This is a genomic window from Micromonospora eburnea (assembly GCF_900090225.1).
In the GTDB taxonomy this organism is placed as follows: Bacteria; Actinomycetota; Actinomycetes; order Mycobacteriales; family Micromonosporaceae; genus Micromonospora; species Micromonospora eburnea.
Genome location: NZ_FMHY01000002.1, coordinates 921,606 through 935,785, shown reverse-complemented (window position 1 = coordinate 935,785; position 14,180 = coordinate 921,606). Strand labels below are relative to the sequence as shown.

Below are 14,180 nucleotides of genomic sequence, written 5' to 3'. Positions count from 1 at the left end.
GCCGCCCACTTCCGTGGTACCACCTACTATCACGAACCCGGCAAGCACCCGAAAAGTCAGCTGATGCCCGATACATTCGGCTTGCCGGAGAGCTGATCACCAAGCACCGTCTCCGGTCTCGGCGACACCGGAGGCAGCTCGGCGATGGCAACCGTTCGCGACACCACGTACGACCTGCTCCGCGACCTGGGCCTGACCACCGTCTTCGGCAACCCCGGCTCCACCGAGGAGCCCTTCCTGCGGGACTTCCCGGCCGACTTCCGCTACGTGCACGCGTTGCACGAGGCGTCGGCGATGAGCATGGCCGACGGGTACGCCCAGGCCACCGGTCACCCCGCACACGTCAACCTGCACACCGCCCCGGGCACCGGCAACGGCATGGGAAACCTGGTCACCGCCTGGCACAACAAAACCCCGCTGATCGTCACCGCCGGCCAGCAGACCCGGCAGATGCTGCTGCTGGAGCCCCGGCTGGCCAGCCGCCGGGCGGTCGAGCTGACCCAGCCGTACGTCAAGTGGGCCTACGAGCCGGCCCGCGCCCAGGACATCCCGGCCGCCTTCATGCGGGCGTACGCCACAGCGGTGCAACCCCCGGCCGGGCCGGTCTTCCTCTCCCTGCCGATGGACGACTGGGACCAGCCCGCCGACCCGCCCCCGCAGGTACGCACGGTGGCCACCCGGTTCGCCCCCGACCCGGACCGGCTGCGCGACTTCGCCGCCACGCTGGCCAGCGGCCGCACCCCGGCGCTGGTGCTCGGTGCGGCGGTGGACCGGGCCGACGCCTGGCCGGCCGCCGTGGCGCTGGCGGAGCGGCTGGCCGCCCCGGTCTGGTCCGCGCCGGCACCGGAGCGGTCCGTCTTCCCCGAGGACCATCCGCACTTCCGGGGCGTCCTGCCGTACGCGATCGGCCCGCTGGCGGAGGCGCTGCGCGGGCACGACACGGTGCTGGTGGTCGGCGCCCCGGTCTTCCGCTACTACCCGCACGTGCCGGGCGACTACCTGCCGCCCGAGGCGCGGCTCCTGCACGTCACCGACGATCCGGACGAGGCGGCCCGCGCCCCGGTCGGGGAGAGTCTGCTCGGCGACCCGGGGCTGGCACTGGCCGGCCTGCTGGAGCTGCTGCCGCCGGCGGACCGGCCGGCGCCACCCGCCCGACCGGCCCCGGAGCCGCCCGCGGCGACCACCCCGCCGAGCGCCGACGCGCTCTTCGCCGCGCTGGCCCGGCACTGGCCGGCCGACGGGGTACTGGTGCAGGAGTCACCGTCCAACCTGGCCGCGCTGCGCCGCCGGCTGCGGATGAGCCGGCCGCGGTCGTACTTCACCATGGCCAGCGGCGGTCTCGGCTTCGGCCTGCCGGCGGCGGTCGGGATCGCCCTGGCCGAGCGGGACACCGGGCGCGGCCGGCCGGTGGTGGCGGTGGTCGGCGACGGCTCGCTGCACTACTCGGTGCAGGCGCTGTGGACCGCCGCCCAGCTGCGCCTGCCGCTCGCCGTCGTGGTGCCGGCCAACCAGCAGTACGCGATCCTCAAGGCGTTCGCCGAACTGAAGCACACGCCCGGGGTGCCCGCGCTGGACCTGCCCGGCCTGGACGTGGCCGCGGTCGCGCGCGGCTACGGCTGCGCGGCGGAGGTGGTGGAGTCGCTGGACGGCCTCGGCGTCGCGCTCGACACCGCGCTGGCCGCCGACCGGCCGACCGTGCTGCCGGTGCCGATCAGCACGGAGGTGCCGGGCATCCTGTAGTGCCCTGGCGCTGTTCCAGCGTGACCGGGCCGCCGCCGCCCACGTCCAGCACCACCCGGTCGCCGAGCGGGGCCCGCAGCGTGACACTCGTCGGCTTCATCACCAGTTGCAGGGTGCACGGGCCGGTGGACCGGGTCACCCCGCCCCCGAGTACCACCACGTCGTCCCGTTCCAGCACCAGCGGGGTCAGGCCGCTGTCGCACGCGCCCAACCCGAGCCGGTAGTCGAGTCGGGCGCCGTCCACGGCGTCGAGGCTCACCACGGAGACCACCCCGTCCGGCACCGACCGCGTCGGTGCCACGCCCTCCGGTACGGCGCCCACCGCGCCTGACGCGACCGCGAGCCGGGCCACCGGCACCCGTAGCTCCGCCACGGTGAAGAGCCAGGCCGGCACCTCGGCGACGCCCCGGCTGGTCCGCACGGAGGCGCTGCCCAGCTTCACCCCGCTGACCGTCAACGGCACGCAGGGGGTCGCCAGTTCGGTGGAGACCGGAGTCTCCGGCCCGGGGCGGGTGGGCACCAGTCCGTCCGGCCCCGGCTCGATCGTCGGCCCGCCAGGCTTGGGCCGCCCCGGCGCGGATGTCGCCGGGGGCGCCTTCGGCCGGTCCGGACACGGCGGCGGGTCCCCCTGATCGAGCTGGGCGTACGCCTCGGCGGCGCTGACCAGCGGCACCCGCAGCGTGCCGTCGGGGAACCGGATGGTCCCGTCGGCCGGGGTGGCGGTCGGCAGCCCGATCCGCGCCCGGTACCAGCCGGAGCTGAAGGCCAGCTTGGTCTCGTCGGTGAAGCCCGGGTCGCCGCTCAGCACGGTGGCGTCCTGGAGCGGCACGTAACCGCCGCGCCACGCCTCGCCGGGTCGCCACGCGTCGGCGATCTCCACGGCCCGCTGGTAGAACGCCTCCCAGCGATGGTCCACCCCGGAGGGCAGCGGCGTGACCGCGGGACCCACCCGGGTCGGATCCGATCCGGCCCGGGCGCAGCCGGTGACGACCAGGAGGGGCAGGCAGAGCAGGGCAACCGAGCGACGCATGTTTGTTCTGACGTCGCTCCCGCCGCGCCGGTTCCCGGCGTCAGTCCTCCCCGCCCAGGTCGGCGTGGTACGCCTCCCAGAGCAGGTCGGCACCGCGCTGGCGGTGCTGGTCAAGGGCCTCCAGCAGCCGCCCGACCCGGTCCCGCAACTCCTCGGCCGATACGGCCGGCAGCGCGACCGCCTGTTGCAGGGCGATGATCGCCGCGGTGATGGCGGTGTGTTCGCCGGTCAGCAGTCGCACCCCGCGATCCAGCCGGGGCGCCTCGTGGACCAGCGCGGCGTAGAGGCCGGTGGGCCCCTCGGTGACCCGGACGTGTTCGGCGAAGCCCTGCCGGACCGGGCTGAGGTGGAGGATCAGTCGCTCCCGCCAGCGCGGTTCCCCGGCCGGCACGGCGAGCGCCCGGGCGAGGGCGTGCACGTCGCCGAGGAAACTGGGCCGGGGCTGACGTGCGGCGGGCGGTCGGGCCGCCGCGGCGACCGTGGACGGCTGCTGGATCGGACCGGTGACCATGGGCACCTCCCGCGCTGCTGCGCTACCGCGTACGGAGATGGTGAACCCGTACGCGGGCGGCTGTCCAGGCCCCCCGAGCGCCTCATTCGCCCCATGCGCCCCATCGGGCCCACCAGCCCCTACCGGCCCAGCGGCTGGTCCGCCATGGTGCGCAGTTGGCCGGCGAGGAGGTGCGCGTCGGCGTTCCGGTCGCTGCTCGGCCGGCCCGCGGTGATCGCGTCGGCGAGCGCCCGCAGCTGGTACGGCGGCAGGGTGGCCAGCCCCATCCCCCGCAACGGGATGGTGACCCGGCGGCCGGTGTCCGGGTCGCGGGCGACGATCGCCGGCGCTGGCACCGGCGCTTCCCGGCCGGCCGGGTGGGCGATCACCCCGCCGTGGACCTCGGCGGTGGCCAGGTCCACCGTGCGGGTGCCGAACGCGCCGCGTACGGAGGCCCGGGTGCCGTCCAGCCAGGCGGCGGTACGCAGCATCCGCAGCAGCAGATAGAGCCCGAGCAGGACGAACGGCAGTCCGCACAGCCCGACAAACCGGACCGGCCCCGGCAGGGTGGCGTCACCGTGCAGGCTCGGCGGGAGCATGCCGGGCGGCAGGTCCCGGGCGTCGTCGTACGACGGGAAGGGGTCGCTGTGGCCGGTCAGCCTGGTCAGCAGGCCGTCGGCCATCAACGGCAGGAGCACGAAGATCGCTCCGAAACCGGTGAACACGACGCCCACCACCGCGGCGAAGGCCCGCTGGCCGGGTCCGGCTCCCACGGAGAGTGGGATCCTCTCGTTCGTCACAGGCGGCAGCCTAGGCGGTGGCCTGGACCCGCGCCCGCCCTCGCCGCCGGGATGTGACCGGCCGGGCGGGCACAGAAAAAGGCCCCGAGAGTGTCGGACACTCTCAGGGCCTTCAACGGTGGAGGTGCCGGGAATCGAACCCGGGTCCTTCGCCGCCTTGTCAGGGCTTCTCCGAGCGCAGCTCGCTGTGCCTCTACTCGGCCCCTCCGATCACGCGAGCGAGTCGGTGTGACGGGCCCAGTCGCTGATTGATCTCGCCGCACGGACCCCGCGACCGGGTCCGATTGGCCAGCCTCCTAGCTGATGCCGGCTAACTGGGTCGAAGGCACTCCCAGGCCGACAGACTTGCTACTCGCCTCAGGCGGCGAGAGCGAAGTCAGCGCGATTCTGCTTGGCGCTTATTGTTTTCCGACGAACGATTCACGAGACGACGTCGGCTTCCTCGGCTCGCTTCCCCTGCCGCAACGTACGAAGTCGAAACCAGTCACCCCCTCGACGGCTGCCCCTGTCGGCAGCACCACCAAGCCTAACGCCTGGCGCAACCGGATTCATCCCGAGGTCGGCCGGAGCCCAACACTGGGACAAACCGGTCATTTCACTCAGCCATCCCCTTACCGCGCCGGCCCACCGCACGGGTCATCTCCCGCTCGGCGTCCCGCTTGGCGAGGTCCTGACGCTTGTCGTACGCCTTCTTACCCCGGGCCAGGCCGATCTCCACCTTCGCCCAGCCGTCGTGGAAGTAGACCTGCAACGGCACCAGGGTGAGACCACTCTCCCGGGTCTTGCCGACCAACCGGTCGATCTCCAGCCGCTTGAGCAGCAGCTTCCGGGTCCGCCGGGGCTCGTGGTTGGTCCAGGTGCCCTGCGTGTACTCCGGGATGTGCATGCCGTGCAGGTAGAGCTCGCCGTCACGTTCCTGAGCGAACGCGTCGACCAGCGACGCCCGCCCGGCCCGCAGCGACTTGACCTCGGTGCCGGTCAGCGCCATGCCCGCCTCGTACGTGTCGAGGATGGCGTAGTCGTGGCGTGCCTTCTTGTTGGAGGCGACCACCTTGCGGCCCTTTTCCCGTGGCATCGGTGCCACCTCCCTTCCGATCGGTCCGCGACCGGCGGCCACGGAGCGGGATCATGCTACCGGAACTACAAGGGCCCTCCCGCGCCGTTTATTCCGGGCGCGGGAGGGCCCTCGGGAGAGCCGTCCGCGGTAACTAGACCCGCAGGTAGAAGCGGAGCGTGACCCAGGCGGTGATCGCGGTGACCAGGCCACCGATGCCGGCCATCAGCGGGAAGCTCAGCAGGATCTCGGACCAGGAGACCGGGGTGATCAGGCCCTCCAGCGCCGAGAGCGACCCGTTTCCGACGACGAACTTCCCGGCGATCAACCCACCCAGGGCGAGGACGGCACCGATCAGGCCGGCGACCACGGCTTCCAGCACGAACGGCGCCTGGATGAACCAGTTGGAGGCACCGACCAGCTTCATCACCGCGACCTCGCGCCGCTTGCTGTACGCGGCGACCTGGATGGTGTTCGCCACCAGCAGCAACGCGGCGGCGGCCATCACGACCGAGATGAACAGCGTGAAGTTCTGGATGCCGGTGAGCACGCCGAAGACCTTGTCGAGCAGCTTGCTCTGGTCGACGATCTCGTCGACCCCCTCGGTGGTCTTGTACTGGTCGTAGATGTTCTTGTACTGCTCCGGGTCGACCAGCTTGAGCCGGAACGACTCGGGCAGCTGGTCCGGCTTGATGGCGTTCACCAGATCGGGGGCGTCGGCGTACATCTTCTGGAAGCGCTCGTACGCCTGCTGCTTGTCGACGTACGTGACGCCCTTGATCAGCGGGTCCGCGTCCAGTTTGGCCTGGAGGTCGGTGCGCTGCTGCTCGTCGACGTCGGTCTTGAGGAAGATCGAGACCTCGACGTTCTCGTAGTAGAGCTCCTTCATGTCGCCGACCTTCTGGTACAGAAGGCCACTGAAGCCCAGCAGGAACAGCGACACCGTCATCGTGATGATCATCGCGATCGTCATGGTGACGTTGCGCCACAGTCCGACCAGTACCTCGGACAGGACGTACTTCATCCGCATCGGGAAATTCCTCCGGCTCTCCGGCGTGAGATGTTCGTCGTCAGGATCTACGGATCGTCAGGAGGACGGCTCAGCCGTAGACGCCACGGGCCTGGTCGCGCACGATGCGACCGCTCTCGATCTCGATGACCCGACGGCGCATCTGGTTCACGATGTTGGAGTCGTGCGTGACCATCACGACGGTCGTGCCGGTGCGGTTGATCCGATCCAGCAGGCGCATGATCTCGATCGACGTGTCCGGGTCCAGGTTTCCGGTGGGCTCGTCCGCCAGCAGGATCAGCGGCCGGTTCACGAACGCCCGGGCCACCGCCACCCGCTGCTGCTCACCACCGGAGAGCTCGTGGGGGTAACGGTGCTCCTTCCCACCGAGGCCGACCAGCTCCAGCACCTCCGGCACGACCCGGCGGGCGACCGCCTTGGTCTTGCCGATCACCTCCAGGGCGAACGCCACGTTCTCGTAGGCCGTGCGGTTCGGCAGCAGGCGGAAGTCCTGGAAGACACAGCCGATGGAACGCCGGAAGTGGGGTCGCTTCCAGGACCGCATCGACGTGACGTCCTTGCCGTTGACGACGACCCGCCCCTTGTTGGGGTGGACCTCGTGCAGCAGCAGCTTGATGATCGTGGACTTGCCGGAGCCAGAGGGACCGATGAAGAAGACGAACTCGCCCTTCTCGATCGAGACGGACACGTTGTCGAGCGAAGGCCGGGACGCCTTCGGGTACGTCTTCGTCACTTGCTCAAGCTGAATCACGGGTCGTGAGTCTACGCGGTGTAACCGAAGAGCCAAGCCCCCCGCCCCCGGGATACGCATCGCGTCATCGATTCAGCCGGTCAGGCAGAGATCGATGACGCGGTGCGTCCAAGAGCGATCACGCACCGTCAGCGGTGAGCTGCTGCTGCTTTCGCCAGCGAATACCTGCCTCGATGAAGCCGTCCAGCTCACCGTCGAAGACCGCGGAGGGATTGCCCGTCTCCTGCTCGGTCCGCAGATCCTTCACCATCTGATACGGGTGCAGGACGTACGAGCGCATCTGGTCGCCCCAGGAGCCGGCGGCCTCGGTCTTCAGGCCCTGGAGCTTGGCCTGCTCCTCCTGGCGCTTACGCTCCAGCAGCCGGGCCTGGAGCACCCGCAGCGCGGAGGCCTTGTTCTGTAGCTGCGACTTCTCGTTCTGGCAGGTGACCACGATGCCGGTCGGGATGTGGGTGATCCGGACCGCCGAGTCGGTGGTGTTGACGCTCTGCCCACCGGGGCCCGAGGAGCGGTAGACGTCGATCCGCATCTCGTTCTCGGGGATCTCGATGTGGTCGGTCTGCTCGACGACCGGCAGCACCTCGACGCCGGCGAAGCTGGTCTGCCGCCGGCCCTGGTTGTCGAACGGGCTGATCCGCACCAGGCGGTGGGTGCCGGACTCGACGCTGAGCGTGCCGTACGCGTAGGGCACCTTCACCGTGAAGGTGGCCGACTTGAGGCCCGCCTCCTCGGCGTACGAGGTCTCGTAGACCTCGGTCGGGTAGCCGTGCCGCTCGGCCCAGCGCAGGTACATCCGCAGCAGCATCTCGGCGAAGTCCGCCGCGTCCACACCGCCCGCACCGGCCCGGATGGCGACCAGCGCCTCCCGGGAGTCGTACTCGCCGGAGAGCAGGGTGCGGACCTCCATCTCCTGGATGGCCTTGGTCAGCCCGGTGATCTCCGACTCGACCTCGGCGAGCGTGCCGGGGTCGCCCTCGGCCTGGGCGAGTTCCAGCAGCACCCCGGCGTCGTCGAGCCGGGAGCGGAGGTTACCGAGCTTGGTGATCTCGCCGTTGACGTACGACAGCTGCGACGTCACCTGCTGTGCCTTCGCCTGGTCGTCCCAGAGGTCGGGCGCGGAGGCCTCCTGCTCCAGGCGGGCCTTCTGCTCGCGCAGCTTGTCGAGGTCGAGCACGGCCTCGATGTTGCGCAGCGTGGCGTCGAGTTCCTTGAGCTGTTCGGCATAATCGGCAGCGGTCACGACAGACAAGCGTACTGCGCGGGCAAGGGGTGAGCTTGCGAGCCCCGCAGGTCCCGCGCGAAAGACGAAACAGCGCGGGCGACGAGCGCGCCTACAAGCCCCGCAGGTCCCGCGCGAAAGACGGCACGGCACGGGCGACGAGCGCGCCTACAAGCCCCGCAGGCCCCATGCGAAAGACGGCGCGGCACCGCCCGGGAGGCTGTTCACCGCTCCGGTCCGACCCGCTTCGGGGTCACCCGCCGACTGGCGCGGCCTTGAGCCAGGACAGGGCCGCCCGATGGTAGGCGACGGCGAACTCCAACGCGCTGGCGTCGTAGTTGTCGCCTTCCTTCTTGGCGTTCTTGACCTGCTCGCGCGCCGCCGCGAGGGCCTCGGTGTGGTATTCGTTCGCGGTGGTGTACAGGTTCTTGAGCTGATTCGGCGAGTGCAGGCTGCCGAACGCGATCCGCAACGCGACCGGGTTACGGATGGTGTCCTTGCCCGGATTCTCGGCCAACCAGCGGGAAAATGTCCGTTTTCCGGCCGCCGTGATCGCGTACGGCTGGCTCATCCGCGGCCCGGGCTTGCCCAGCCGCACCAGACCCTTCTCGGCCAGCACCGGAAGCTCCCGGTAGACCTGGCTGCGGGTCATCGACCAGTACGGCGCCAGACGGCGCTCAGCGGCGGCCATGAGCTGGCCGCCTGTCATCGGGCCCTCGTGCAGCAGCCCGAGCAGGGCCGCCGCTGTCGGGTTGACTCCGGTTTCCGCCATGCCCTCTAAGCTGCCACTTTGCCCGACCCGGCGTCCAGGATTTGCCATTTTCGGCGCCGGTTGGGTCGTCCGATGTGCACTGTCGGTGGACGACAGTCCGCCGGGGACGGCGACATCGTCGCTGGAAAGCCACCGACGGTGACCGCCCGGCGTGCCGAAGGAGCCCGGCCAGGTCGCCGGTGACGCTCCGCGCGCCACCGGCGACCGCCGCCGGTTCAGCCCATGTGGGGGTACGCGTGGTCGGTCGGCGGGACGAACGTCTCCTTGATCGTCCGCGGCGACATCCAGCGGATCAGGTTGTGCCAGGAACCCGCCTTGTCGTTGGTGCCGCTGGCCCGGGCCCCGCCGAACGGCTGCTGCCCGACCACCGCGCCGGTCGGCTTGTCGTTGATGTAGAAGTTGCCGGCCGCGTACCGCATCTTCTCGGCCACCTGGTCGACCACCCGGCGGTCGGTCGCGAAGATCGACCCGGTCAGCGCGTACGGGGCGATCGACTCGGCCTGCGCGACCGCCTCGTCGAAGCGGGCGTCGTCGAAGACGTGCACGCCGAGGATCGGACCGAAGTACTCGGTGGTGAAGGTCTCGTGCGCGGCGTCGGAGCACTCGAACAGGGTCGGCCGGACGAAGTAGCCGACCGAGTCGTCGGCGGTGCCGCCGGCCAGGACCTGGCAGCTGTCGTCCCCCCTGATCAGTTCCAGCGCGGCGGTGTGCCGGCCGAACGCCTTGTCGTCGATGACCGCGCCGCCGAAGTTGCTGAAGTCGGTCACGTCGCCGTAGGTCAGCGAGTCGGCGGTGGCGGCCAGCCGGTCGCGCAGCCCGCCCTCCCAGATCGACCGCGGGATGTACGCCCGGGACGCCGCCGAGCACTTCTGCCCCTGGTACTCGTACGCGCCGCGGATCAGCGCGGTGTGCAGGGCGTCCACGTCGGCGCTGGCGTGCGCGACCACGAAGTCCTTGCCGCCGGTCTCCCCGACCAGGCGCGGGTAGCCCCGGTAGCGGCCGATGTTCTCGCCGACGGTCCGCCACAGGTGCTGGAACACCTTGGTCGAACCGGTGAAGTGGATGCCGGCCAGGTCCGGGTCGGCGAGCACGACGTCGGAGACCTCCTCGCCGCGTCCGGTGACCATGTTGATCACGCCGGGCGGCAGGCCGGCGGCCTCGAACAGCCGCATCGTGAAGTGCGCGGCGAACTGCTGGGTCGGGCCCGGCTTCCAGACCACGGTGTTGCCGAGCAGGGCAGGCGCCGAGGGCAGGTTGCCGGCGATGGCGGTGAAGTTGAACGGGGTGATCGCGTAGACGAAGCCTTCGAGGGGGCGGTGGTCGAGGCGGTTCCACACGCCCGGCGAGGAGATCGGCTGCTCGGCCAGCAGCTTCCGGGCGAAGTGCACGTTGAACCGCAGGAAGTCGATCAGCTCGCAGGCCGAGTCGATCTCGGCCTGGACGGCCGTTTTGGACTGGCCGAGCATGGTGGCCGCGTTGAGCGTGTCCCGCCAGGGGCCGGAGAGCAGGTCGGCGGCGCGCAGGAAGATCGCGGCCCGCTCCTCGAACGGCAGCGCCCGCCACATCGGCGCGGCATCCTTGGCCGCCTGCACCGCGGCGCGGGCGTCGTCGTGGTTGGCGTGCCCGGTGACGCCGAGCACGTGGGCGTGCTTGTGCGGCTGGACCACCTTGATCGGCTCGCCGCCGGCCATCCGCTGCTCGCCGGCGATCGTCATCGGCAGCTCGATCTGCTCCGCGGCCAGTTCAACCAGCCGCCGCTGGAGCCGCTCCCGGTCGGCGCTGCCGGGCTCGTAGGTGTGGACCGGCTCGTTGCGCGGCTCGGGTACGGAGAACACGGCGTCCATCACGGCTCCTGTGCGATCTCGACAACGGTGGCGAAACCGGACCCGCGGGCACCGACCGGGCGGCCGGGTGCCGGGCACCGCGTGGCGGACCGGTCGCGGCGGCGGGACCTGGGCCGATTCTTTCATGCGCCACCGCCGGCTCACCCCTGCCGCCCCTCGCATGAGCGGCTTCGATCTCGCTGCCGCAGCGAGGACCGGGACACACCCGCACACACCGGACCGTAGGCCGGACCCCACGTCGACCCGACGAACCCTCAGCCAGACTCCCCCTCTGCCTCCGATCCGTCACCCCGCTCCTCTCCCTCGGCCTGCCCGCGCCATCCCCTCGGCCTGCCCACCTCATGATCAACTCGATGTGCGGTAGGAGGTGGTCTCACCATCGGATTTGACCCCCACGTGCCGCACGTTGAGTCGATCAAGCCTTGCCCTGAGCCGGCGTGACAGCGGACCTCAGGGAAGCCTCGGGTGGCGCGTACCCTGGGTGGCCGGTGACCTCCCCCGGCCCGTCGCGGCCGTCCGGCCTCCGTCGAAGGGAAGACGATGAGCAAGCAGCCCGGCAGCTCCACGGCCGCGGAGCCGGACCAGCCCGCCCCCGGCACGCCGGACCAGCCGGAAGCCACCTCCTCCGAGGCGGGGGAACAGCCGGCACCCGTCGAGGAAGGCGCGCCGGAGGAGGCCGGGCGGCCGGCGTACGTCCCGGGCGCGGTGGTGCTGGCGCTGCTGGCGGTCGGCTGGCTCGCCGCGATGCTCTGGTCCACCCGGGCGGCGATCAACAGCGCCGCGGCCGGCGTCACCGCGATCAGCCTCTCCGCGTACGCGCTCCCCGGCGTCATCACCGCCGCGCTGGTCGCCGGGGCCGCGGTCGCCCTGGCGGCGACCAACCCGCTCGGCCGACCCACCCTGCGCTTCCTCGCCGCCGTCGGCACCGGCCTGTTGGTCGGGCTCGCCGCCGCCGTGGCCACCAATCTGACGTACGCCGACAACGCGACCACCAACACCATTGCCGGCACCACCGCCGCGGCGGCCATCATCGGCGGCGCGCTGGCCGGCGCCCGCAACGCCCGGGTGGTGGGCGGCCTGGCCGCCGCCACGCTGGCCGCCCAGGTCTTCGTGGTGCTGTTCAGCCGCGCCCGGGACCCGCTGTCCGACCTGTTCGGGGCCGGAGACACCCAGCAGTCGATGCTCGACGCCGCCAAGTGGGTGTCCCGGACGGAGTCGTTGCTCGCCGGGCTGATCGCCGGCCTGCTGGCCTTCGGCTACCTGCGCTGGGCCCGCCGCCGCGCCGCCTGCCGGGACGCGGCGGAGCTGCGCTGGCCGGCGTACCTGGTCGCCGGGGCCGGGCCGGGCCTGCTCCTGCTGCTCACCGAAGTGATCATCCGAGTGGGCGGACGTGGCCTGCTGGACCTGGCCGCCGCCCTCAGCGAGGCGGACCAGGTGGCGCAGACGGCATTGGGCACCTCCCGGATCGACAACGGAATCTGGGTGCTCTTCGTCGGAGCGCTCACCGCGCTCGTCGCCTTCGGCCGCACGCTCGGCCCACGTCCCGTTCTGGAAGAGGACGAGCCGGCCGAGGACGCCGTCGCCTGACCCGGGTGCCATCCGTGGTGGCCGCTGCCGACCGGCTCGCCGCGCTGGTGCGCGCCGGCACGAATACGGCGGGTCAGGAGACCTCGTGCAGCAGCAGGTCGAGCTCGGTCGGGTCGTACCACTCCAGTTCGTGGTCCTCGGCCCCGTCGACGGTGAACTGGGCGTCCGGGTCGCCGGCCCGGGCGTCGGCGACCACCTCGGCGGCCGCCGCCACGTCGTCGACCGCCTCCGCGCCGTCCACGTGGATCGCGGCGACCGCGCCGACCGGCACCGGTCCGGTCAACCGGACGATACTGGAGCCCAGTTCTCCGTCGGCCCGGCCGACCGAGGACGCCGGCAGGTCCGCCGAGACGACCAGCCGGCGCCGGGGTGCGGCCGGGTCGGCGCGCAGCAACAGCAACGCGTCCTGGGCGGCCCGGGTGAAGGCGACGTACTCCAACTCCTCCTCGTCACCCTCGGCGTACCACTCGCGCAGCTCCGGGGTGACCGCGTGCGCCTCGTCGACCGCGAGCCCCTGCTCGCGCAGCCGCGCCAGCATCGGGACGATCGCCGGCACGTACACCCGGACAAGCTCGTCGGCCACCGGTCTCTCCCCTGCTCAGGCCCGGCCGGCGGATGCCGGCTCCGGGCGCCGATCATGCCGTACGCCGTGACCGTCATACACCCCGCACCCGCCCGGGAGAAGTTCCCCGCCGGTGTGTCCCCTTCCGGATCACCACGGAGCAGGCTGGGGCATGGCGGCGAGCGATGGCAAACTTAGGCAAACGAAGCCGACCGGGGGAGTCACCATGGAGCCCAGGTTCCTGCTGCTGTCCGACGTGGCCGCCGAGCTCAACGTCTCGGACTCGCAGGTCTACCACATGGTGCGCAGCGGCGAGCTGCCCGCGATCAAGATCGGCGGCCGCGGGCAGTGGCGGGTGGAACGCGCCCGCCTGGAGGAGTACATCCAGCGAAAGTACGCGGAGACCGCCGAGTGGGTACGCGACAACCCGCTCGCCGACCGCGACCCGGAGTAATCATCCGGTGCCGCTACGGCATTGACGACCGGCGTTACCCTGGCTGAGAATGAAACACATTCGGAGGCAAACGAAGGCAAACGCAACGAACAGGGGTTGAGGATGACCGACACCCGCCGGCCGCTGGCACCGCGTCCCCCGGTCCGTCTCCGCCCCGCCCCACCGATCGACCCGCCCTGCGTCGACGAGGGATCACCCTGGGGCAACGTCGATCAGCTCACCCTCGACCTGTTCGACTCTCGCCGCCACGACTCCGGCCGACCCGCCGGCCGACCCGTGGACATCCGACCGGCGTCGACCGGGCCGGGGCGGCGTACCGGTGGCCCACCGGCGCCCGCCCTGGTCACCGCGACCCCCGAGGCCACCCGGGCCGCCTTCCGCTTCGTCCGCACCTTCCTGGAGATCGTCAACGGCTACCGTCCGCCCGGGCAGCTCCGACCGCTCTGCGTGCCCGACGCCGGGGCCAAGGTAGCCGCCGAGCTGGCCCGTGCCGCCCGCCGGGTCGGCCCGGTACGCCGCCGATCCGGCCGCCCGGTCCTCCAGCTCCGCCGGCTGCGCGTGTGCGAGCCCCGCGCGGGCGCGGTCGAGGCCGCCGCCGTACTTGCCGGGGCGGGCGGCGCCAGTTGGGCCATCGCCCTGCGCCTGGAACACCGCCGCGCCGCCTGGCTCTGCACCACCCTCGACGTCCTCTGACCGGCCCCGGGTGGCGCCAGAACACCGCCGGCCGCGACCCCGCCCCCGATCCCCGCGTGATCCGCTCGACCAACGCGCCTGAACCAGCTGATCAACTCCACGTGCCGCACACTGCGGCATCCGGCCGCCCGGATAGCGCCGTTCGCCGCAAAGC

The 14,180-nt window shown here is 71.5% G+C and carries 14 protein-coding genes and 1 other RNA gene; 4 read left to right on the top strand and 11 right to left on the bottom strand.

Annotation, left to right across the window (positions count from 1 at the left end):
• The first annotated feature begins 144 nt into the window (after positions 1-144).
• Positions 145-1,740, top strand: a complete 1,596-nt coding sequence (mdlC, locus tag GA0070604_RS04645) for a benzoylformate decarboxylase (RefSeq protein ID WP_091114715.1) — start codon at positions 145-147, stop codon at positions 1,738-1,740.
• On the opposite strand, the gene GA0070604_RS04640 is transcribed toward mdlC, so the two are convergent.
• The 10 genes from GA0070604_RS04640 to pruA form a co-directional block, all read right to left on the bottom strand.
• A complete protein-coding gene (locus tag GA0070604_RS04640) occupies positions 1,712-2,770 on the bottom strand; it encodes a hypothetical protein (protein ID WP_091114711.1) in 1,059 nt (352 codons plus the stop codon). The two genes, mdlC and GA0070604_RS04640, sit on opposite strands and share 29 nt — an antisense overlap.
• 40 nt (positions 2,771-2,810) lie before the next feature.
• A complete protein-coding gene (locus GA0070604_RS04635) occupies positions 2,811-3,281 on the bottom strand; it encodes a hypothetical protein (RefSeq protein ID WP_091114709.1) in 471 nt (156 codons plus the stop codon).
• Between the two features lie 119 nt (positions 3,282-3,400).
• Positions 3,401-4,060 carry a hypothetical protein gene (locus GA0070604_RS04630; protein ID WP_141721230.1) on the bottom strand — a complete coding sequence of 220 codons (660 nt, stop codon included), beginning with the start codon at positions 4,058-4,060 and terminating at the stop codon, positions 3,401-3,403.
• 116 nt (positions 4,061-4,176) lie between these two features.
• Positions 4,177-4,552: a transfer-messenger RNA gene (ssrA, locus tag GA0070604_RS04625) on the bottom strand.
• Between the two features lie 103 nt (positions 4,553-4,655).
• Positions 4,656-5,135, bottom strand: coding sequence for an SsrA-binding protein SmpB (gene smpB / locus GA0070604_RS04620; RefSeq protein WP_091114701.1), 480 nt, complete (start codon positions 5,133-5,135; stop codon positions 4,656-4,658).
• Between the two features lie 133 nt (positions 5,136-5,268).
• A complete protein-coding gene (ftsX, locus tag GA0070604_RS04615) occupies positions 5,269-6,144 on the bottom strand; it encodes a permease-like cell division protein FtsX (RefSeq protein ID WP_091114697.1) in 876 nt (291 codons plus the stop codon).
• A 70-nt stretch (positions 6,145-6,214) separates the two neighbouring features.
• Entirely contained in the window at positions 6,215-6,895 is a 681-nt protein-coding gene (gene ftsE, locus GA0070604_RS04610; RefSeq protein ID WP_091114694.1) for a cell division ATP-binding protein FtsE, read from the bottom strand.
• A gap of 118 nt (positions 6,896-7,013) precedes the next feature.
• Positions 7,014-8,135 carry a peptide chain release factor 2 gene (gene prfB / locus GA0070604_RS04605; protein ID WP_091114690.1) on the bottom strand — a complete coding sequence of 374 codons (1,122 nt, stop codon included), beginning with the start codon at positions 8,133-8,135 and terminating at the stop codon, positions 7,014-7,016.
• A gap of 232 nt (positions 8,136-8,367) precedes the next feature.
• Positions 8,368-8,886, bottom strand: coding sequence for a PadR family transcriptional regulator (locus GA0070604_RS04600; RefSeq protein ID WP_091114687.1), 519 nt, complete (start codon positions 8,884-8,886; stop codon positions 8,368-8,370).
• Between the two features lie 215 nt (positions 8,887-9,101).
• Positions 9,102-10,730 carry an L-glutamate gamma-semialdehyde dehydrogenase gene (gene pruA, locus GA0070604_RS04595; protein ID WP_091114684.1) on the bottom strand — a complete coding sequence of 543 codons (1,629 nt, stop codon included), beginning with the start codon at positions 10,728-10,730 and terminating at the stop codon, positions 9,102-9,104.
• Positions 10,731-11,270: 540 nt separating this feature from the next.
• Here pruA and GA0070604_RS04590 point away from each other — a divergent pair.
• On the top strand, positions 11,271-12,317 hold the full coding sequence (locus GA0070604_RS04590) for a hypothetical protein (RefSeq protein WP_091114679.1): 1,047 nt from the start codon (positions 11,271-11,273) through the stop codon (positions 12,315-12,317).
• A gap of 73 nt (positions 12,318-12,390) precedes the next feature.
• Here GA0070604_RS04590 and GA0070604_RS04585 read toward each other — a convergent pair whose 3' ends face one another.
• Positions 12,391-12,900 (bottom strand): DUF6912 family protein, encoded by a 510-nt coding sequence (locus tag GA0070604_RS04585; protein ID WP_091114677.1) that lies wholly within the window; start codon positions 12,898-12,900, stop codon positions 12,391-12,393.
• Positions 12,901-13,105: 205 nt separating this feature from the next.
• On the opposite strand from GA0070604_RS04585, the gene GA0070604_RS04580 reads away from it, so the two are divergent.
• On the top strand, positions 13,106-13,333 hold the full coding sequence (locus tag GA0070604_RS04580) for a helix-turn-helix domain-containing protein (RefSeq protein WP_091114674.1): 228 nt from the start codon (positions 13,106-13,108) through the stop codon (positions 13,331-13,333).
• A gap of 102 nt (positions 13,334-13,435) precedes the next feature.
• On the top strand, positions 13,436-14,026 hold the full coding sequence (locus GA0070604_RS04575) for an Rv3235 family protein (RefSeq protein WP_091114671.1): 591 nt from the start codon (positions 13,436-13,438) through the stop codon (positions 14,024-14,026).
• The last annotated feature ends 154 nt before the right edge of the window (positions 14,027-14,180 follow it).

Bases quoted from the DNA above. Each gene is read 5' to 3' on its own strand.
- mdlC (WP_091114715.1), top strand. From the start codon at position 145: ATGGCAACCGTTCGCGACACCACGTACGACCTGCTCCGCGACCTGGGC.
- GA0070604_RS04580 (WP_091114674.1), top strand. From the start codon at position 13,106: ATGGAGCCCAGGTTCCTGCTGCTGTCCGACGTGGCCGCCGAGCTCAAC.
- GA0070604_RS04640 (WP_091114711.1), bottom strand. From the start codon at position 2,770: ATGCGTCGCTCGGTTGCCCTGCTCTGCCTGCCCCTCCTGGTCGTCACC.
- GA0070604_RS04590 (WP_091114679.1), top strand. From the start codon at position 11,271: ATGAGCAAGCAGCCCGGCAGCTCCACGGCCGCGGAGCCGGACCAGCCC.
- GA0070604_RS04575 (WP_091114671.1), top strand. From the start codon at position 13,436: ATGACCGACACCCGCCGGCCGCTGGCACCGCGTCCCCCGGTCCGTCTC.
- GA0070604_RS04600 (WP_091114687.1), bottom strand. From the start codon at position 8,886: ATGGCGGAAACCGGAGTCAACCCGACAGCGGCGGCCCTGCTCGGGCTG.
- smpB (WP_091114701.1), bottom strand. From the start codon at position 5,135: ATGCCACGGGAAAAGGGCCGCAAGGTGGTCGCCTCCAACAAGAAGGCA.
- ftsX (WP_091114697.1), bottom strand. From the start codon at position 6,144: ATGCGGATGAAGTACGTCCTGTCCGAGGTACTGGTCGGACTGTGGCGC.
- pruA (WP_091114684.1), bottom strand. From the start codon at position 10,730: ATGGACGCCGTGTTCTCCGTACCCGAGCCGCGCAACGAGCCGGTCCAC.
- GA0070604_RS04635 (WP_091114709.1), bottom strand. From the start codon at position 3,281: ATGGTCACCGGTCCGATCCAGCAGCCGTCCACGGTCGCCGCGGCGGCC.